The 19015-nt window shown below is 66.6% G+C and carries 16 protein-coding genes; 12 read left to right on the top strand and 4 right to left on the bottom strand.

The features are described from left to right. Window positions 1–29: 29 nt before the first annotated feature. Entirely contained in the window at window positions 30–1121 is a 1092-nt protein-coding gene (locus EGY25_RS15680) for an amino acid ABC transporter substrate-binding protein (protein ID WP_245159498.1), read from the bottom strand. A gap of 80 nt (window positions 1122–1201) precedes the next feature. Between EGY25_RS15680 and metC the strand changes: the two genes are divergently transcribed. From metC to EGY25_RS15645, 7 genes are all read left to right on the top strand, one after another. Further along, entirely contained in the window at window positions 1202–2380 is a 1179-nt protein-coding gene (gene metC, locus EGY25_RS15675; RefSeq protein ID WP_135195943.1) for a cystathionine beta-lyase, read from the top strand. Between the two features lie 23 nt (window positions 2381–2403). Beyond that, window positions 2404–3750, top strand: a complete 1347-nt coding sequence (locus EGY25_RS15670) for an O-antigen ligase family protein (protein WP_135195942.1) — start codon at window positions 2404–2406, stop codon at window positions 3748–3750. After that, entirely contained in the window at window positions 3725–5806 is a 2082-nt protein-coding gene (locus EGY25_RS15665; protein WP_135195941.1) for a DNA topoisomerase IV subunit B, read from the top strand. The genes EGY25_RS15670 and EGY25_RS15665 overlap by 26 nt, the downstream gene beginning before the upstream one ends. A gap of 49 nt (window positions 5807–5855) precedes the next feature. Further along, a complete protein-coding gene (locus EGY25_RS15660; protein ID WP_135195940.1) occupies window positions 5856–7268 on the top strand; it encodes an FAD-binding oxidoreductase in 1413 nt (470 codons plus the stop codon). Window positions 7269–8009: 741 nt separating this feature from the next. Then, window positions 8010–8780, top strand: a complete 771-nt coding sequence (gene yaaA / locus EGY25_RS15655; RefSeq protein WP_135195939.1) for a peroxide stress protein YaaA — start codon at window positions 8010–8012, stop codon at window positions 8778–8780. 109 nt (window positions 8781–8889) lie between these two features. Beyond that, window positions 8890–9681, top strand: a complete 792-nt coding sequence (locus EGY25_RS15650) for a 3-hydroxybutyrate dehydrogenase (protein ID WP_209308128.1) — start codon at window positions 8890–8892, stop codon at window positions 9679–9681. 18 nt (window positions 9682–9699) lie between these two features. Continuing rightward, window positions 9700–10767 (top strand): patatin-like phospholipase family protein, encoded by a 1068-nt coding sequence (locus EGY25_RS15645; protein ID WP_135195938.1) that lies wholly within the window; start codon window positions 9700–9702, stop codon window positions 10765–10767. On the opposite strand, the gene EGY25_RS15640 is transcribed toward EGY25_RS15645, so the two are convergent. Further along, the gene (locus EGY25_RS15640; protein ID WP_135195937.1) at window positions 10764–11681 is read right to left on the bottom strand and encodes an L-threonylcarbamoyladenylate synthase; all 918 of its coding nucleotides are present in this window, start codon (window positions 11679–11681) and stop codon (window positions 10764–10766) included. The genes EGY25_RS15645 and EGY25_RS15640 overlap by 4 nt on opposite strands. Continuing rightward, window positions 11678–12229 carry a cytochrome b gene (locus EGY25_RS15635; RefSeq protein ID WP_135195936.1) on the bottom strand — a complete coding sequence of 184 codons (552 nt, stop codon included), beginning with the start codon at window positions 12227–12229 and terminating at the stop codon, window positions 11678–11680. Before EGY25_RS15635 ends, EGY25_RS15640 begins: the two co-directional genes overlap by 4 nt. Window positions 12230–12348: 119 nt before the next feature. Here EGY25_RS15635 and EGY25_RS15630 point away from each other — a divergent pair, with 119 nt between their 5' ends. From EGY25_RS15630 to EGY25_RS15610, 5 genes are all read left to right on the top strand, one after another. Beyond that, entirely contained in the window at window positions 12349–14133 is a 1785-nt protein-coding gene (locus EGY25_RS15630; RefSeq protein WP_135195935.1) for an acyl-CoA dehydrogenase, read from the top strand. A gap of 80 nt (window positions 14134–14213) precedes the next feature. Then, window positions 14214–16433 carry a S9 family peptidase gene (locus tag EGY25_RS15625; protein ID WP_135195934.1) on the top strand — a complete coding sequence of 740 codons (2220 nt, stop codon included), beginning with the start codon at window positions 14214–14216 and terminating at the stop codon, window positions 16431–16433. Continuing rightward, window positions 16430–16996, top strand: a complete 567-nt coding sequence (locus EGY25_RS15620; protein WP_135195933.1) for a GNAT family N-acetyltransferase — start codon at window positions 16430–16432, stop codon at window positions 16994–16996. Before EGY25_RS15625 ends, EGY25_RS15620 begins: the two co-directional genes overlap by 4 nt. A 39-nt stretch (window positions 16997–17035) precedes the next feature. Continuing rightward, a complete protein-coding gene (locus tag EGY25_RS15615; RefSeq protein ID WP_135195932.1) occupies window positions 17036–17362 on the top strand; it encodes a hypothetical protein in 327 nt (108 codons plus the stop codon). 56 nt (window positions 17363–17418) lie between these two features. Further along, complete coding sequence (locus tag EGY25_RS15610) at window positions 17419–18783, top strand: hypothetical protein (protein ID WP_135195931.1); 1365 nt, start codon at window positions 17419–17421, stop codon at window positions 18781–18783. Window positions 18784–18787: 4 nt separating this feature from the next. On the opposite strand, the gene EGY25_RS16620 is transcribed toward EGY25_RS15610, so the two are convergent. Further along, window positions 18788–18946 (bottom strand): hypothetical protein, encoded by a 159-nt coding sequence (locus EGY25_RS16620; RefSeq protein ID WP_167762592.1) that lies wholly within the window; start codon window positions 18944–18946, stop codon window positions 18788–18790. Window positions 18947–19015 lie beyond the last annotated feature (69 nt).

The raw sequence follows: 19015 nt of genomic DNA, 5'->3' as shown, positions 1-19015 counted from the left end.
CCCCCAGGAAGCGATACAAACGTCGGCGCTTATCGGATCGGCAGACCATAGATCAAGCCGGCCGGGCGCGCGTTCCATTGTGCGTTCAAACCGCGCGCCAGGTCGAGCGCCGATTGCGACCCCAGATTCCGCTCGAAGATCTCGCCATAGTTACCGACCGCCCCGACGGCGTCCCTGGCCCAGGTCTTGGACAAGCCCAGCATGGGTCCGAACTCGCCCTCGGCGCCCAGCAGACGCCGGACGCGCGGGTCCGTCGCAGTCTTGGACTGCGCCTCCACGCTGGCTTTGGTCACCCTTAGCTCCTCGGCAAGCATCAGGGCGTTCAGGGTCCAGCGCACGGTCGAGGCCCAACGTTCGTCGCCCGCCTTGACGACCGGCCCCAGCGGCTCCTTGGACGCCACGTCCGACAGGATCACATGTTCGTTGGGGTTGGTCAGAACGGTCCGCGCGGCGGCTAAAGCGGAGATGTCGGCGCTGAAGGCGTCGCAGTCCTCGCGGCCATAGGCGTCGCGCGCCGCCTCTTCGGTTTCGAAGACGACAGGCCGATATTCGATGCCACGCGACCGGAAATAATCGGCGGCGTTGATTTGCGAGGTCGAGCCGGACTGAACGCAGACCCGCGCCCCATTCAGCTCAGTCGCGCTGTTCAGGTTCAGCGATCGCCGCACCAAGAAGCCCTGGCCGTCGTAATAGTTGATGCCGGCGAAGACGAACCCCTCGCCCGCGTCACGGCTCATGGTCCAAGACGAGTTGCGCCACAGCACGTCGATCCGACCGTCGTTCAGCGCCGCAAACCGATCCGACGCCGACAAGGGTACGAACCGCACGGCGTTTGCATCACCCAGCACCGCCGCCGCCGTCGCGCGACAGAAGTCGACGTCGAACCCGCGCCACTGACCCCGATTGTCGGTATAGGCGAAGCCAACCAGTCCCTGATGCACGCCGCAGTTCAGGCGGCCGCGTCGCTTGATCGCCGCCAGCGTCGGGCTTTCGGGAACGGCGCTGGGCGTTGTTGCGGTCGGCGCGACATCGGTCGTCTCCGGCGTCGGATCGGCGTCCTGCCGTCCGCACGCGGCCGTCAGCAGCACCGCCGCCATCGCTCCGATCATCCAGCACCGCATCGCGTTCCAATCCCTCGCCGCTTGCGCCCCGCTGGCTTTAGAGGCCTTTAGGGCTCGATCCGCAACCCATCGGAAACGCCATGTCGCCGCATTCGGACCGCACCCGCCTGATCGCCGCCGCCACACGTCGGGGTCAGGGTCGTCGCGGCGTCAACCCGCCCATCGAGCGCGCCTCGACCATGCTCAGCGACACGGCCGGCGTCATGCGCGACGAGACGGACGGCCCGACCTACGGCCTCAGCGGAACCAGCGCCGCCCGCGACCTTCGCCGCGCCCTGGCTGATCTGGAGGGCGCCACGGACGCCTTTCTGGTCCCGTCCGGCCTCGCGGCCGTCACCGTGCCGCTTCTGGCCCTGCTGCGACCGGGCGACGAGGTGATCACCACGGACGCCGTCTATGGTCCGACGCGGCGCTTTCTCAGCCGTTATCAGGCCGCGCGCGGCGTCACGACCCGCTTCCTCCCCGCCGACGCCGATGCGTCGGCCATCGTCGCCGCCTTGGGCGACCGGACGCGACTGGTGCTGATGGAGTCGCCGTCGTCATTGACGTTCGAAATGGTCGATGTCGCCGCCGTGACCCAGGCCTGCCGTGCGCGAGGCGTCCTGACGGTGGTCGACAATACCTGGGCCGCCGGCCTTGCCTATCGCCCGTTGGCCCATGACGTGGATGTCAGCGTCCAGGCAGTCACCAAATACGTCGGCGGACACTCTGATGTGCTGATGGGCAGCATCGCCTCGAATGACCCCGCTTGCCTGCGCACCATCGGCGACACCATCGAGGATCTAGGGTGGCATGTTTCGCCCGACGACGCCTGGCTGGCGCTGCGCGGTTTGCGGACCCTGCCGCTGCGCTATGCGGAACAGGCCAGGTCTGGCCTGATCGTCGCGGAATGGCTGCAAGCGCGGCCCGAGGTTTCCCGCGTTCTCTATCCGCCCCTGCCTGGCTCGACTGGCCACGACCTGTGGCGGCGGGACTTCACCGGCGCGGCGTCCCTGATGGGCGTGGTCATGAAGGGCGGCGACAAGGCGGCGGGCGAGGCCTTCCTGAACGCCCTCAGCCTGTTCGGTCTCGGCTATTCCTGGGGCGGGTTCGAAAGCCTAATCACCCACGAGACCCATCAAATGGCCTATCGCGACCATCCGCCCGCGCTGGAGGGCGAACTGATCCGCATCCATATCGGTCTGGAAGACCCCGCCGACCTGATCGCCGATCTGGAACGGGGCCTCGCCGCCTTCACCGCCGCACTCACTGTTCTTTAAGCGACGCAAAGGACTGTGCGCCCGTGCGCGAACCGCCCGTTCAGACCCCGGATGATTCGCCGCCGCTGTGGGAACAGTGGGCGGCCGGTTTCGTCGTCTTCATGCTGACCGGCGCCCTGATCGCCCCCGTCATCGCGCCGACCCAGGTCGAGACGCCGATCCTGCGGTTCATCTGGTTGCCCGTCTATGCCGTCATCGCCGGCCTGATCGTGTTTCGCTTCGACAAGGTCATTCGGGCCTGGCCGGCCTGGTTGATGATGTTTGGCCTGGTCGCCCTGTGTTTCGTGTCGAAGTACTGGTCCATCGATCCCGGCGTGACCGAGCGTCGGGTGATCGCCATGGCCATCAACAGCGCCTTCGCCATCTATCTGGGCGCCCGCTTCCGCGACGACACCCTGCCGCGCGTCCTGATGTACACCGGTCTGGTGATGGCCGTCGGCAGCCTTCTCATGGTGTTCGGCTATCCCAAGGTGGGCGTGCACCAGTTCGACAACGCCGGCCTTTGGCGCGGTCTCTGGTACGAGAAGAACCAGATGGGGCTGGTCATGGTGGTCGGCGCCGTTTCGGCCGCAGCGACCCTGGCCGCAGATCATATCGCCGGACGCAGCAACCGTTTCTGGGTCTGCCTGCTGACCCTGGGCCTCACCACGCTCCTGGTGCTCGCCACCCAGTCCAAGACATCGCTTCTGTGCTGGGGCCTGGGCCTGGGCATGGTGGGGGGCTGGTGGGCGTTGAAACAGGGCGGCGCCGTGATCACGGTCGCCGGAATCTGGCTGGGCGTCATCACGGCGGCGGCGGCCACCTGGCTGTGGAACTCCGATTCCGCCGCCATACTGGAAGCCCTGGGGAAGGACCCGTCCCTGACCGGCCGCACCCTGATCTGGGACGCCTTGATGCGAAAGGTCGCCGAGCGTCCCTGGACCGGCTACGGCTTCAGCGCCTTCTGGGGCGTGGACTCCATTCCCGCTCGCGAAATCCGCATCGAGACCCAGTGGCCCGTACCGTCTGCGCACAACGGCTGGATCGACCTGCTGGTCCAGCTGGGCTGGCCCGGCGCGGTGGCGGTCGGCGCCGTCATGGCGATCTCGGCGATCCTGATCGTCGCGCGGCTGAATGGGCTGGGCGCGCGCGAAGGCTACTGGAGCATCGCCTATCTGACCGTCTTCACAGCCTTGAGCCTGTCAGAGAGCGTCCTGCTGACCCACGCCAACCTGCCGTGGATCCTGATGCTGGCGATCATGGCCCGCGCCGTCACCTTCGATCCGGCCCCAGTTCGCGCGCCGCTTGCTCGACCGGCCTCACGGGCCTACCAGACCCGCTCCCGAATCGCCTCAGACTATGTGAATGGCCGCCGACCTCTTCGCTTTTGACGACGAACCCGAAGCTCGCAAACCCGAGCCTCCCAAACCTGTGTCGGTGAAACCGCCCGAGGCGCCGCCCGCGCCTGCGCCATCCCCAGCTCCGACCGCAGCCGCTGCGCCTACGGCCGGCAGCACCAACGCCTATTCCGCGTCATCGATCGAGGTGCTCGAAGGGCTGGAACCCGTCCGCAAACGCCCCGGCATGTATATCGGCGGCACCGACGAGCGCGCGCTGCACCACCTGTTCGCCGAAGTCCTGGACAACGCCATGGACGAGGCTGTGGCCAAACACGCCAAGCTGATCACCGTGGATCTGGACGCCGAGGGCTATCTGTCGGTCCGCGACGACGGGCGCGGCATCCCGGTCGATCCCCACCCCAAACACCCCGGCAAGTCGGCGCTGGAAGTGGTCATGACCGTCCTACACTCGGGCGGCAAGTTTTCCGGCAAAGCCTATGAAACCTCAGGCGGTTTGCACGGCGTCGGCGTCTCGGTCGTCAATGCGCTCAGCGAAAGTGTCGAGGTCACGGTCTGGCGCGACGGCTTCGAATGGAAACAGGCGTTCAGCCGCGGCGCCGTCCTGGCTCCCATCCAGCAGATCGGCCCGTCCAAGAAGCGCGGCACCCTGATCCGCTTCAAGCCCGACGACGAAATCTTCGGCATGGGGGCGGCCTTCAAGCCCGCCCGCCTGTTCCGCATGGCCCGCTCCAAGGCCTATCTGTTCCGCGGCGTGGAAATCCGGTGGACCTGCGCGCCCGAGCGCATCACCGACGCCACCCCGACCCAGGCCAGCCTGCACTTCCCCGGCGGCTTGGCCGACGCCTTGATCGACCGGATCGGCGAACTGGACACCGTCACCCCCACCTTCGCCGGCCGCGCCGAGCGCCAGGGCGAGGCGGGGGCCTTCGAATGGGCCGTGACCTGGTCGCCCATCGGTTTCGGCGAATCCGACGGCTTCATCCAGTCCTACTGCAACACCGTCTCCACCCCCGACGGCGGCACGCACGAGGCCGGCTTCCGCGCCGCCCTGGTCAAGGGTCTGAAATCCTACGGCGAACTCACGAACGAGAAGCGCGCCGCCATCATCACGGCCGAGGACGTCATCGCCAACGCCGGCGCCCTGATCAGCGTCTTCATCCGCAATCCCGAGTTCCAGGGCCAGACAAAGGACCGCCTGTCCTCGCCCGAGGGCACGCGCATCGTGGAGCAGCTGCTCCGCGACCCGCTGGACCACTGGCTGACCGAGAGCCCCAAACAGGCCAACGCCCTGCTCGGCTTCGTCGTGGATCGCGCCGAGGATCGTCTGCGCCGTCGCAAGGACAAGGAAGTCCAGCGCGCCGCCGCCACCCGCAAGCTGCGCCTGCCGGGCAAGCTGTCGGACTGCAGCCGCCAATCGGCCCAGGGCACCGAACTCTTCATCGTCGAAGGCGATTCGGCCGGCGGCTCGGCCAAACAGGCGCGCGATCGCACCACCCAGGCCATCCTGCCCCTGCGCGGCAAGATTTTGAACGTGGCCTCGGCCACAGCGGACAAGCTGCGCCAAAATATCGAACTGTCCGACTTGGCCCTGGCCATGGGCGTTCAGCCCGGCAACCGCTTCAACATTGACGACCTGCGCTACGAGCGGATCGTGATCATGACCGACGCCGACGTGGACGGCGCCCACATCGCGGCCCTGCTGATCACCTTCTTCTATCGCGTCATGCCCGAGACCATCCGTCAGGGCCGGGTCTTCATGGCCCTGCCGCCGCTCTACCGAATCTCGGCGGGCCCCCTGAGCGAATACGCCCGCGACGACGCCCACCGCGACGAACTGCTGGCCACCGTCTTCAAGGGCAAGAAGACCGAGATCGGCCGGTTCAAGGGCCTGGGCGAAATGATGGCCTCGCAGCTCAAAGAGACCACCATGGACCCCAAGAAGCGGACTCTGGCGCGGATCACCGTTCCCGATGCCGAGACCGACATCGAGGACCTGGTCGAACGCCTGATGGGCAAGCGCGCCGACGCCCGCTTCCAGTTCATTCAGGAAAATGCGCAGTTCGTGAAAGAAGACCTGGACGTCTGATCGCGTTCGCGGCCCTTCCACCGAACGACGACGCCTGACAAAAGGGGGCATGCAGACGCCCGCTCCCTCCTCCGCCGTGCTCGACGAACTGAAGGCCGCCCTGGGTCCGGGCGGCTGGACCCAGGATCCCGAGGTCATCGCCCCGTCCCTGACCGAATGGCGCAATCGCTGGACGGGCCATACGCCGATCCTGCTGACCCCGCGCTCGGTCGAGGAGACGGCCAAGGCTGTGACCCTCTGCGCCCGCGAAGGCGTGGCGATCACCCCGCATGGCGGTGGCACCGGCCTGGTCGGCGGCCAGATCCCCTTCGGCGAGGTTCTGCTGTCGACCCGCAAGATGCGCGCCGTCCGCGACGTCACCCCGCTGGACGACGCCATGACGGTCGAGGCCGGCCTGACCCTGCTGGAGGCCCAACAGGCGGCGACGGCGGCCGGTCGCTATTTCCCGCTCAGCCTCGCGGCCGAGGGGTCAGCCACCATCGGCGGCGTCATCTCCACCAACGCCGGCGGCACCCAGGTGCTCCGTTACGGCATGATGCGCGACCTGGTGTTGGGCCTTGAGGCGGTCATGCCCAACGGCGAGATCTTCCGGGGCCTGAAGCGCCTGCGCAAGGACAACACCGGCTACGACCTGAAACAGCTGCTGATCGGCGCCGAGGGCACCCTGGGCGTGGTCACCGCCGCCACCCTGAAACTGTTCCCCATCATGCGTTCGCGCGCCGTCGCCGTCGTCGGCCTGGAGACGGCCGCCGCCTCGGTCGAACTGCTCGCCCGCGCCAAGGCCGAGACCGGCGGCGGCGTCGAGGCCTTCGAGCTGATGAAGCGGCTGGGCATGGAACTGGTGCTCAAGAACATCCCCGACACCCGCGAACCGCTGGACTCCACGCCCGACTGGTACGTCCTGATCGAGATCGCCTCGGGCACCCCCGGCGGCGCCGAGGCCCAGATGGAGGCCCTGCTGGAAGTGGCCTTCGAGCAAGGCCTGATCACCGACGCCGCCATCGCCCAGAATGACGCCCAGCGCGCCGCCTTCTGGCGTCTGCGCGAAGAACATTCGGCGGCCCTCAAGCCCGAGGGCGGCGGCTGGAAACACGACGTCTCCGTCCCCATCAGCCGCATCGCCGAATTCATCCACGAAGCCTCGGCCGCCGTCGAACGCTTCCACCCCGGCGCCCGCATCTCGGTCTTCGGCCACGTCGGCGACGGCAATCTGCACTACGACATCCTGCCGGGCGTGGGTCAGGACATCCCCGCCTTCATCGGTCGCTGGAAGGAAGGCTCGCAAGTGGTTCACGACGTTGTCGGAACCTACGACGGCTCCATCTCCGCCGAACACGGCCTGGGCCGCCTGAAGACCGAAGAGGTCAAACGCTACAAATCCCCTCTCGAAATCGAAACCATGGCCGCAATCCGACGCGCCATCGACCCCGGACGGATCATGAACCCGGCGGTTTTGTTCTAACCTCCACCTTTTCCTCGCCGCGTTGCAGGGAGTGGGACCGCGTAGCGGCGAAGGGGCCTCAAAGTCCCACAGGAGGCGCCTCGCCCACTTCAACAAATCCGTCATCCTCGGCCTTGTGCCGAGGATGACGGATATTGAGGGGCGTGAGTTGCGCTCCAGCCATCACAATCCCGCTGGTTCATTCCCAGCGAATCCAATCGCTTGCCGATTTATGTCCCGCTTCTCCCATCCCCCCTCCGAAACCGGCGTATTCTGCACCCGTCCCGTCGCCCGGAGGGCTCGCTTGGCCTGCGACCTTGCGGCGGCGGGAGCGGATGGAACGGGAGCGGGTCTGGAACGGCCCGCGCTGACAGCGACTCATGGAGCGGTGTCGGAGGGTCGAGGAGGATACTCGATCGCACTCGGGACGGGGTTTCGCAGACCCCGCCGACCCGTCGCAGGCTTATGGAGTTAGGCGATAAGACCGCCACCGCTCGACGCCCCGAGCTTGCAGACCAACCAACCGCGCGGAGCGTCAACCCTTCGTCGAAACGGTAACAACACAAACTCCACTCCGGGCGAAGGCCCGGCGCTCCGCCCAGCCCTCCAACACCTTCGCAGCGAAGGCGCGAGGCCGATTATGCCTGTCTATTTAATGGCGTTCTTCTTGATCCACAGCCGCCGGCGCCGCGCCTTAGCCTTGCCCGGTTCAAATCTTGACTGAAGCGGCCTATGTGAGCGGCGCTGCAACGGAGCCGCCAATTGCTGATCGTTCTTTCTCCCGCCAAAAGGCTCGACTTCACCGAGGCCGATCCGGCGATTCCCGGCACCGAACGTCGCTTCATCGACGACACCGCCAGCCTGGCGACGACCGCGCGGCGTCAGACCAAGGCCGATCTGCGCCGCCTGATGGGGATTTCCGACGACCTGGCGACCCTGAACGTCGCGCGCTTCAAGGCTTTCGATGCCGAATCAATGGATGGCGTCCAAGCCGCTTTCGCCTTCGCTGGCGACGTCTATGAGGGGCTGAAAGCGCGCGAACTCGACGCCAAGGCGCTGGAATACGCCCAGCACCATCTTCGCATCCTGTCTGGCTTCTATGGCCTGCTGCGTCCGCTGGACCGGATTCAGCCCTATCGCCTGGAAATGGGCACGCGGCTGAAGACCCGGCGCGGGACCAGCCTGTACGACTTCTGGGGCGAGCGGATTTCCAAACAACTAAACGAAGACGCAGAAGGCCAGACCGATCCCACCCTGGTCAACCTGGCCAGCCAGGAATATTTCGGCGCCGTGGACGCCAAGGCGCTGAAGCTGCAGGTCGTGACGCCGCAGTTTCGCGAAGAGAAAAACGGCGAGAGCCGCATCGTCTCCTTTTTCGCCAAGAAGGCGCGCGGCGCCATGACCCGCTTCGCCATCGACGAGCGCGTGGAACGGGTGGCGGACCTGAAGGCTTTCGACCGCGACGGCTACACGTTCGACAAGGCCGCCTCGACCGAAAGCGAATGGATATTCATCAGATCGGGAAATTCTTGATCCCTGCCCTGTCCTGCCGTTAGTCTCCCGCAAAAGAACCCAAGGCGGATCCATGTCGCAACGGCCCGAAACATCCTCTGACGTCCAAGGCGACACGCCCGCGCTGCGCATGATCGGCGATTTGAAGGGCCAGGTTGCGATCGTGACGGGATCGACCTCCGGCATCGGTCTGGCCCTGGCGCGGGCCGTGGCGGCGGGCGGCGGCGACGTCGTCCTGAACGGCCTGGGCGATCCAGCCGAGATCGAGCGCACGCGCGCCGACCTGGAAGCCTCGTCCGGGGTTCGCGTCCGATACCACCCCGCCGACATGACGCGCGGCGAAGAGATCGCGGACATGGTCGCCTTCGCCCAAGGCGAACTCGGCCGCCTGGACATTCTGGTCAACAACGCCGGCATTCAGCACGTCGAATCGGTCGAGAAATTCCCCACCGACCAGTGGGAAAAGATCATCGCCATCAACCTGTCCTCGGCCTTCTACGCCACCCGCGCCGCGATCCCGATCATGAAGGCGCAAGGGCGCGGCCGGATCGTCAACATGGCCTCGGCCCACGGGCTGGTCGCCAGTCCGTTCAAGTCGGCTTACGTTGCGGCCAAGCACGGCGTCATCGGTTTCACCAAGACGGTGGCGCTGGAAGTGGCGCGAGACGGCATCACCTGCAACGCCATCTGCCCCGGCTTCGTCGAGACGCCGATCGTGACGAAACAGATTGCGGACCAGGCCCGCACCCGCAACATGACCGAGGAGCAGGTGCTGACCGACGTCATTTTGGCCGCCCAGCCGACCAAGCGATTCGTGACCACGGACGAACTGACCGGGATCTTCCTGTATCTGGTCAGCGATCTCGGCGCCTCGGCGAACGGCGCCAGCTTCTCCATCGACGGCGGTTGGACCGCGCAATAAATTCAGACCGGAGCGACCATGGCGATCTTCAAACGCAAGACCGCCCAACCGGCGGAAGATCTGCCCGCTCCCACGGGCCGTCGTCCCGTCTGTCTCGCGCTTCAGGGCGGCGGCGCGCACGGCGCCTTTCAGTGGGGCGTGATCGACCGGCTGCTGGAAGACGACCGGCTGGATGTCCGCGCGGTGTCCGGCGTCTCGGCCGGGGCCATGAACGGCGCGGCCCTGGTGTCCGGCCTCGCGACCGGCGACGCCCGTGCGGCGCTGGACAAGCTGTGGCGCGAGGTGAACCAGTCCGGTGGTCGAAACGTCTTTGGCGACAGCGCCATGTGGAACGCCGCCCAGCCGCCCGACTGGATCAAGGACAACCCCTTCTGGCGCGCCGGCGAGACGCTGGCCATGTCCATGAGCCCCTATGAATTCAACCCACTGAACCACAATCCTCTCAAACGAGTTTTGAAGGCGGCGGTCGATTTCGGCGCGGTTCAAGCCTCGGACATCAAGCTCTTCGTCGCTGCAACCGCCGTCCGTCAGGGCAAGACGCGGCTCTTCGAGACGCACGAGATCAACGCCGATGTCCTGATGGCCTCCGCCTGCCTGCCCCACCTGTTCCAGGCGGTCGAGATCGACGGCGAGCCCTATTGGGACGGCGGCTATCTGACCAATCCGCCGCTCTGGCCGCTGACCGGCGAGGATACACCGGATGACGTGCTGCTGGTGACGCTGAACCCCCTGGCGCGCGACGAGACGCCCCGCAGCGCGGGCGACATCGTGGATCGGCTGAACGAGATCGTCTTCAATGCGCCCCTAGTCGCCGAACTGCGCGCCATCGCCCTCGCCGGCGAGCTGATCGCTCACGGTCAGCTGAAGGGCGGCGGATCAGGCCCCTATCGCCACGTCCGCCTGCACGCCATCGAGGCGGACGGCTGGCTGTCGGATCTGTCGTTGCGGTCAAAGTTCAATACCGAATGGACCTTCCTCAACGACCTGAAAGCGCGCGGTCGCGCCGCCGCGGACGACTGGCTCACGACCTGCTTGCCCAGCGTCGGCCGCCAGTCCAGCGTCGATCTCCAGGCCCGGTTCGGCTAACCGACGAAGCCTGCGGCTCGTCTCAACCGATCATTGATGGCCTCGCCCAATCCGGTCATCGGGATCGGCGAAACGGCGATTCCGACCGGATGCGTCCGGTCCGCCTCGCGCAACAGCCGAAACAGATTGGCCGCCGCTTCCCGCAGATCGCCACACGGACTCAAACTCCAACGCGGATCACCGACGCCGCGACCGAACCCCAGCAGGACTTCGCCGCTCTTCGCCTCATCCGCCTCGATCCTGACCGGAGCGTCCGGCGCATAGTGCAGAGCCAAGCGTCCAGGCGACCGATGCCCTTCTCCGCTGTCCGCCAGCGCCCCGACGAGCGCCTCGATCTCTGACCGGGTGACGGCGCCCGGCCGCAGCAGGGCGACACGTCCGTCCAGCACCGACACGACCGTGCTCTCCAGCCCGACCTGGCAAGAACCGCCATCGACGGCGGCGGCGGCCGCAAAGCCGGTCTCGTCCGCCGCATCGGCGAACGTCGTGGGGCTGGGCCGGCCGGAACGATTGGCCGACGGCGCCACGACGGGACCGCCGAACGCCGCCAACACCGCTCTCGCCATCGGATGGGCGGGCACGCGTATCGCCACGGTGTCCAATCCGGCGCGGGCCAGATCGCAGACCCTCGTGGTATCTCGAACCGGCGTGACCAGCGTCAACGGCCCCGGCCAGAAGGCCTCGGCCAGGGCGCAGGCCGCCGGACCGAATGCTCCGATGGCCGCCGCCGCTTTCGCATCGACGACGTGAGAAATCAGCGGGTTGAACCTAGGTCTTCCTTTGGCGGCGAAGATAGCCGCCACCGCCTGGGCATTGCCCGCATCGGCGCCCAGCCCATAGACCGTCTCGGTCGGCAGCAGGATCAGATCGCCGTTCGCCAGCGCCTGTGCCGCCTGATCCGGGGTCTGGCTCACGGCCGACGGGGGATGATCGGGATCATCCGGTGCAGCACATTGTCCCGGTCGATGAACTGATGCTTCAGCGCCGCCAGGACATGCAGGGCGATCAGGACGTAAAGGCCCTTCACCGCCAGCTCATGCAGACCCATCAGGCTGCGCGCCGTCTCTCGTCCTCCACCAATGGGCAGCAGCGGCCAGGAGAACAGGCCGAACCATTCGATCGCGCGCCCGCCGGCGGACGACGCCAGCCAGCCTGTCATGGGGATGACGATCAGCGCCAGATAGAACAACACATGACTGACGCGCGCCGCGATCCGCTGCCACCGCGGCAGACTGGACGGCAAGGGAATGGCCGGATGGGCCAGCCGCCAGCCGATCCGCGCCAGGGTCAGCGTCAGGATCGTCAGGCCCAGCGACTTGTGCAGCATGACGAACTGGCCCGAAATCGGCCCTTCCGTATTCTCATGCGCCGTGATCAGCAGCACCTGGACCAGGACGGCCAGGGCGATGCCCCAGTGAAACAGCAGGGAAACCGTCGAATATCGATTGCGGGGCTCGCCCATGTCTTCCCTTCCGTGACGGCACTACGTCACCTTGCACTTAGATGGGGCGCGTCGCCAAGACGCTTGCAGCGACCGGCCCCGACGCGGCACTTAGGCCGCAACGACGATTGAGGAAACCCATGACCTACCGCGCCCCCGTTCGAGACCTGGCCTTCACCCTGGAGGCGGTGGCCGGCATGGCCGATGTGGCGGCGACCGGCGCCTTCCCCGACTATGACGCCGATGTCGCCTCGGCCGTGCTGGAAGCGGCGGGCCAGTTCTCGGAAGAGGTGCTGGCGCCGTTGAACCGGATCGGCGACCAGAAGGGTTCGACCTACGCCAACGGCTCGGTCACCGCCGCGCCGGGCTTCGCCGACGCCTATCGCCAGTTTGCGGCCGGGGGATGGACCGGCCTGTCCGCCCCGACAGAGGCCGGCGGTCAGGCCCTGCCCAAGGCGCTTGAACTCGCGGCTTACGAGACCGTCCATGCCGCAAACATGGCCTTCGGCCTTTGCCCCATGCTGTCCTTGGCCTCCATCGAGGCGTTGGAGCAGGTCGGAACGCAAGAGCAGAAAACCAAATATCTGACAAAGCTGGTCAGCGGCGAATGGACCGGGGCCATGGTGCTGACGGAGCCGGGCGCAGGCTCCGATCTGGGCTCTCTGATCACCACGGCGACGCCGAACGGCGACGGCACCTACGCCCTGAACGGCCAGAAAATCTACATCACCTGGGGCGATCACGACGCCACCGACAACATCATTCACCTGGTGCTGGCCCGTCTGCCCGATGCGCCCAAGGGCCCCAAGGGCATCAGCCTGTTCCTGACGCCCAAATTCGCGGTCAATGATGACGGGACCCTGGGCGACCGCAACGCCTTCCGCCCAGTGGGGGTCGAGCACAAGCTGGGCATTCACGCCTCCCCCACCTGCGTCATGAGCTATGAAGGCGCGACCGCCGAACTGGTCGGTCAGCCGAACCAGGGCCTGGCCCATATGTTCGTGATGATGAACGCCGCCCGCCTGGCGGTCGGCGTCGAGGGCGTCGGCATCGCCGAACGCGCCTACCAGCACGCCCTCGCCTATGCGCTGGACCGCCGCCAGGGCCGTTCGGTCTGGACCGGCGAAGCCAACGCCCCGATCTTCGACCATCCCGACGTGCGCCGGATGTTGAGCGTGATGAAGGCCAAGATTTCGGCGGCGCGCGGCATCTGCCTGGCCACAGGCGTCGCCGCCGACCTGGCCAAGCACGCCGGGACCGAAGAGGAGCGTCGTCGCTGGAAGGGTCGCGAGGATCTGTTCACCCCCATCGCCAAGGCCTGGTCCACAGATGTCGGCTGCGAGGTCGCCTCGATGGGGATCCAGATTCACGGCGGCATGGGCTTCATCGAGGAAACCGGGGCGGCCCAATACTATCGCGACGCGCGCATCGCCCCGATCTACGAAGGCACCAACGGCATCCAGGCGATGGATCTGGTCGGGCGCAAGCTTTCGATGGACGGCGGCGAATCGGCCCGCGCTCTGATCGCGGACATGAAGGCCACCCTGATCGATCTCGGCGCCCTTTACAGCGGCAAGCCGGTCGAACGGTTCGCGACGGCGATCGAGGCGGTTCAGGACGCCACGCTGTGGCTGCTGGATCAGAAGGCCGATCCGAATGCAGCGGCAGACGTCCTGGCAGCGGCCGACGCCTATTTGAAACTGCTGGGCGACGTCGTCGGCGGCTGGATGCTAGCCAAGGGCGCGCTGGCGGCCAAGGCGAAGCTGGATGCGCAGGACGGCGATCCGGCCTGGCTGCAAGGCAAGCTGGACCTCTACGAAGTCTATGCCGCCAATGTGCTGGGCCATGTCTCCAGCCGACTGGCGGCCATCGGCCAGGGCGGCGAACTGCTGCAACGGATGACGGTGGAAGCCTTGGCGGGCTGACGCGCCGCAGCTTTTCTTCATTTGACGTTCGACGCCCGCCGCGCCCAAACTTCGCCTTCGGCTATCAAGGGGAGCGACCGATGAATCGTCGGCAACTGATCATGTCCACCGCTGCGACGGCGCTTGCCGCCTCGGCCTCCCCCGCGCTCGCCCGCCAGTCCACCGGATCTCCCATGCCTCAACCGCCCGTCGCCAAGAAGATTCCCGTCGTCATCGAGCAACTGGGCCGCACCCGGACCGACGACTATCAGTGGATGAAGGACGACAACTGGCAGGCCGTGCTGCGCGACCCGACCCTGATCAAGGCCGAGGTCAAGGAGCATCTGACGGCCGAGAACGCCTATCGCGAGGCCATGATGGCCTCCACCCTCCCCCTGCAGCAGACGATGTTTGCGGAGATGCGCGGTCGCATCAAGGAGGACGATAGCTCCGTCCCCGCGCCGGACGGCGGCTGGAACTACTATGTCGAATACCAGACGGGCGATCAGCATCCGCGCTACATGCGGGTCGAGCGCCAGGGCACGTGGATGGTGGACGGTCAGCCGGTGACGAAGAATTTCGTCATGGCCCCCACGCCCCAACTGCTGCTGGACGCCAACGAACTGGCCAAGGGCAAGGCCTATTCCGAAGTCTCGGCCGCGAGCCACAGCCCGGACCACACCCTGTTCGCCTATGCCGAGGATGCGCAGGGCTCCGAGGTCCACAAGATCTACGTCAAGGATCTGGCGACCGGCGAGATCCTGCCCGACGTGATCGACAGCGCCACCGGCGACTTCGTCTTCTCGCCCGACAGCCAGTGGATCTTCTGGACCAATCGCGACGACAACGGTCGCCCCGACAAGATCTTCCGTCGTGCGGCGCGCGGCGGCGAAACTGCGCTGGTCTATCAAGAGGCCGACGACGGTATGTTCATCGGCGTCGGGCGCACGGCGGACGATCAGTTCATCGTCATCGGCATCCAGAACCAGGAAACGTCGGAGGCGCGTTACATCCCTGCCACCACGCCGACGGCCGAGCCCGTTGTCCTGGAACCGCGCGTGGTCGCCATTCGCTATGACGCCGATCACTGGGGCGACCGCTGGGTGATCCGCACCAACGCCGACGACGCCATCGATTTCAAGATCGTCCAGGCCCCGACGGCGACGCCGTCGAAGGCGAACTGGACCGACCTGGTCCCCCACACGCCCGGTCGCTTCGTCGAAGGTCTGGACCTGACGAACGACCATCTGGCGCGCCAGGAACGCGCTGACGCCAACACCCGCATCATCATTCGCGACCGCGCCGGCGAGGAGCACGAGATCGCCGTCGATGAACCCGCCTTCGCCCTGTCGCTGGCAGGCGCGTCCGAGTTCGAGACGACGACCACCCGATATGCCTACAACTCGCCGTCCACCCCGACCCAGACCTTCGACTACGACATGGCGACGCGCGAGCGGACCCTGCGCAAGACGCAGGAGATTCCGTCGGGACACAATATCGCGGACTATGTGGTCGAGCGGCTGAACGCCCCCGCTTCGGACGGACAGCTGGTGCCGGTAACGGTGCTACGCCGCAAATCCACCCCGGTGGATGGCTCCGCGCCCCTGCTGCTCTACGGCTACGGCTCCTACGGCATCCCCATGCCCGCCAGCTTCTCGACCAACCGGCTGTCGCTGGTGGATCGCGGATGGATCTACGCCATCGCCCATATTCGGGGCGGGTCCGACAATGGCTGGGGCTGGTTCCTCGACGCGAGGAAGATGACGAAGAAGAACACCTTCACCGACTTCATCGCCGCCGCCGAACATCTGATCGGTCGCAAATACGCCGCGGCCGGAAACATCGTGGCCCAAGGCGGATCGGCCGGCGGCCTGCTGATGGGCGCGGTCAACAACATGCGTCCCGACCTGTGGGCCGGCATCATTGGCCAGGTGCCGTTCGTCGATGTGATCAACACCATGAGCGATACCTCCCTGCCGCTGACGCCGCCGGAATGGCCCGAGTGGGGCAACCCTATCGAAGACCCGGCCGCCTACGATTACATGATGAGCTACAGCCCCTACGATCAGGTCGAGCCCAAGGCCTATCCGGCGGTGCTGGCCACCGGCGGTCTGTCGGATCCGCGCGTCACCTATTGGGAGCCGGAGAAGTGGGTCGCCAAGCTGCGGCCCGCCACGACCTCAGGCAAGCCGGTGCTGCTGAAGATCAATATGGAGGCCGGACACGGCGGCGCCGCCGGCCGGTTCGACTATCTGAAGGAAGTCGCCCACGACTACGCCTTCGCGGTCTGGGCCATCGACAAGGGCTGGGAGAAGGCGTGAGCGCACCGACGGTTCGCGACGCCCGTCCCGACGACATCGCTGCGATAACGGCCATCTATGCCGAGAGCGTCGCCAATGGTCGCGGGACTTTCGAGCTGGAGGCGCCTGACAAAATCGAAATGGCATCCCGGCTGGCCGGGGTCGAAGCTCTCGGCCTGCCGCGACTTGTGGTCGAGATTGAGGGCGTGGTCGCCGGCTATGCCTATGCCGGGCCTTTCCGCACCCGTCAGGCCTATCGCTACATGGTCGAGGACTCGATCTATGTCGCGCCCTGGGCCAGGGGACGCGGCGTCGCCGGCGCCCTGCTCGATGCGCTGATCGCCCGCTGCGAGGCGATGGGGCTTCGTCAGATGGTGGCGGTGATCGGCGATTCCGAGAACACAGGGTCCATCGCCCTGCATCGCACGCGCGGCTTCACCGACGCGGGCGTATTCAAGGCGGCAGGATGGAAGCATGACGACTGGCGCGATGTCGTCTTTATGCAGCGGGCGCTGGGCCAAGGGGGTTCCGTCGCACCCGACGCCACCGGCCTGCCGCTGGTGGACAAGAAGCCGACCCGTTGACGCATTGCGACGCATCGCCCTGACGCCTATCCTGACGCGGTGAAGATCCTTCAATCCCTGTTGCTGCTGATCGGCGCCCTGGCGGTGCTGGCGCTCGGCACGGTCGGCGCGTCCGCGTCGCCTGCTGCGGCAGCGCCCTGTCATGAAACAGGCCAGCCCATGCAGGGCGAGGCCCCCAGTCACGCCCCCAAGGCCATGAAGGCGATGATCTGCTGCGTCGCCTGCGTGGCGACGCCGACACTGGATCCCCCGCCCCTGTCCGGCTTGAAGGTCTCGCCCGCGCGTCTCGCCGCCGGACTGATCGACATGCCTGCCGGTCGGCTTCTGTCGCCCGAACCCGGCCCGCCTCGCCTCCTGGTCGTCTGACACCGCTCGCGCCTCACGAGGGCGCATTCCGTCACGATCATCAGAGGAGGCCTTGAATGGCTATCCGCATTCTCGTCGGCGCCTGCGCCGGCGTCTCCCTGCTCGCCCTGGCTCAAGCCGCAGCGGCGCAGGATCATTCCCAACACGCTCAACCAACCACGACCGCACCGTCGGCGGACCCGCACGCCGGCCACGACATGCCCATGCCGATGTCAGATGCGACGCCAGTCGATCACGCCAGCATGGGTCATGCGATGACCAGCCCCTATGGCCCATGGCCCATGAGCCGCGACGCCTCGGGCACCGGCTGGCAACCCGACGCCGGCGAACATGGCGGCATTCACACCGTCCGAGGCGACTGGATGGTGATGACCCACGCCATGCTCAACCTGGTCTATGACACCCAGTCCGGCCCGCGCGGGGGCGACAAGACCTTCGTCGCCGGGATGTTGATGACCTCGGCGCGGCGCGACTTCAACGACGGTTCGACGCTGAACCTGCGCGCCATGCTCAGCCCCGACCCGTTGATGGGCAAGTCCGGCTATCCGCTGCTGCTGGCGGCGGGCGAGACGGCGGACGGGGTCAGTCCCCTGGTCGATCGCCAGCATCCGCACGACCTCTTCATGGAGCTGTCGGCCAGCTATTCGAAGCGCCTGTCGGACAAGGACAGCGTCTATGGCTACATCGGCCTGCCGGGCGAGCCTGCCTTCGGTCCGCCCGCCTTCATGCACCGCATGAGCGCGATGGACAGTCCCGAGGCGCCCATCACCCACCACTGGCTGGACTCGACCCATATCGTCTTCGGCGTGACGACCCTGGGCTGGGCGCATGATCGGTTCAAGATCGAGACCTCGGCCTTCAAGGGACGCGAACCGGACGAGGAACGTTGGGGCATCGATTCGCCGCGGCTGGACAGCTGGTCCGTGCGGGCCGCCTGGAATCCGACCGACGAATGGTCGCTTCAGGCCTCCTACGCCGATGTCTCCGCACCGGAACAGTTGGAGCCAGACGAGGACGAGACCAAATGGTCGGCCAGCGCCATCCACACCCGCCGCCTGGGCGAAACCGGCTGGTGGTCCTCGACCCTGGCCTGGGGCCGCAAGACCAACGATCACGACGAGTCGAAAGACGGCTGGCTGCTGGAGTCCGCCGTCCACCCCAACGACCGCTGGACGGTCTTCGCTCGTGCGGAGCGGATCGAAACGGACGAACTGGTTCCCGGCGTCGGCGGCGGCCACGGTCCGCTCTACACGGTCGGCAAGGCGTCGGTCGGCGTGGTGCGTGACTGGCGGATCGCCGAACACGTCCGGTTCGGTCTAGGCGGTCTCTATGCGATGAACCGTGTGCCGACAGCGCTGGAGCCGCTTTACGGCGGCGATCCTGACGGAGCGATGATCTTCATGCGGCTGAAGATCGACTGACGGCTCAGGCCTGCCCGGCTTCGGCCGGGCGGGCCGGCGGCTCGCCCCTATGCCGCACGGCCTCATAGCCGAGCAGGGCCACACCTAGGACGAGCATGAGCCCGCCGGCGATCAGCACCAGGCGAACATGCCGGTGCAGGTGATAAAGCAACTCGCCGATCATCGACGGTCCCGCCACATCTCGGATCGTGTCAAATCGATCCGCTCTGGGCATCATACTGCAAAACGCGGA

Origin of the sequence: Brevundimonas intermedia (assembly GCF_004614235.1) — a bacterium.
In the GTDB taxonomy this organism is placed as follows: domain Bacteria; phylum Pseudomonadota; class Alphaproteobacteria; order Caulobacterales; family Caulobacteraceae; genus Brevundimonas; species Brevundimonas intermedia_A.
This window is presented reverse-complemented; position numbering and strand designations above follow the sequence as displayed.

What these genes read in the sequence shown, in the direction of transcription:
- EGY25_RS15680 (WP_245159498.1), bottom strand. Translation starts at nt 1,121, where the DNA reads ATGCGGTGCTGGATGATCGGAGCGATGGCGGCGGTGCTGCTGACGGCC.
- metC (WP_135195943.1), top strand. Translation starts at nt 1,202, where the DNA reads ATGTCGCCGCATTCGGACCGCACCCGCCTGATCGCCGCCGCCACACGT.
- EGY25_RS15665 (WP_135195941.1), top strand. Translation starts at nt 3,725, where the DNA reads ATGGCCGCCGACCTCTTCGCTTTTGACGACGAACCCGAAGCTCGCAAA.
- EGY25_RS15660 (WP_135195940.1), top strand. Translation starts at nt 5,856, where the DNA reads ATGCAGACGCCCGCTCCCTCCTCCGCCGTGCTCGACGAACTGAAGGCC.
- EGY25_RS15650 (WP_209308128.1), top strand. Translation starts at nt 8,890, where the DNA reads ATGATCGGCGATTTGAAGGGCCAGGTTGCGATCGTGACGGGATCGACC.
- EGY25_RS15645 (WP_135195938.1), top strand. Translation starts at nt 9,700, where the DNA reads ATGGCGATCTTCAAACGCAAGACCGCCCAACCGGCGGAAGATCTGCCC.
- EGY25_RS15635 (WP_135195936.1), bottom strand. Translation starts at nt 12,229, where the DNA reads ATGGGCGAGCCCCGCAATCGATATTCGACGGTTTCCCTGCTGTTTCAC.
- EGY25_RS15630 (WP_135195935.1), top strand. Translation starts at nt 12,349, where the DNA reads ATGACCTACCGCGCCCCCGTTCGAGACCTGGCCTTCACCCTGGAGGCG.
- EGY25_RS15625 (WP_135195934.1), top strand. Translation starts at nt 14,214, where the DNA reads ATGAATCGTCGGCAACTGATCATGTCCACCGCTGCGACGGCGCTTGCC.
- EGY25_RS15610 (WP_135195931.1), top strand. Translation starts at nt 17,419, where the DNA reads ATGGCTATCCGCATTCTCGTCGGCGCCTGCGCCGGCGTCTCCCTGCTC.
- EGY25_RS16620 (WP_167762592.1), bottom strand. Translation starts at nt 18,946, where the DNA reads ATGATCGGCGAGTTGCTTTATCACCTGCACCGGCATGTTCGCCTGGTG.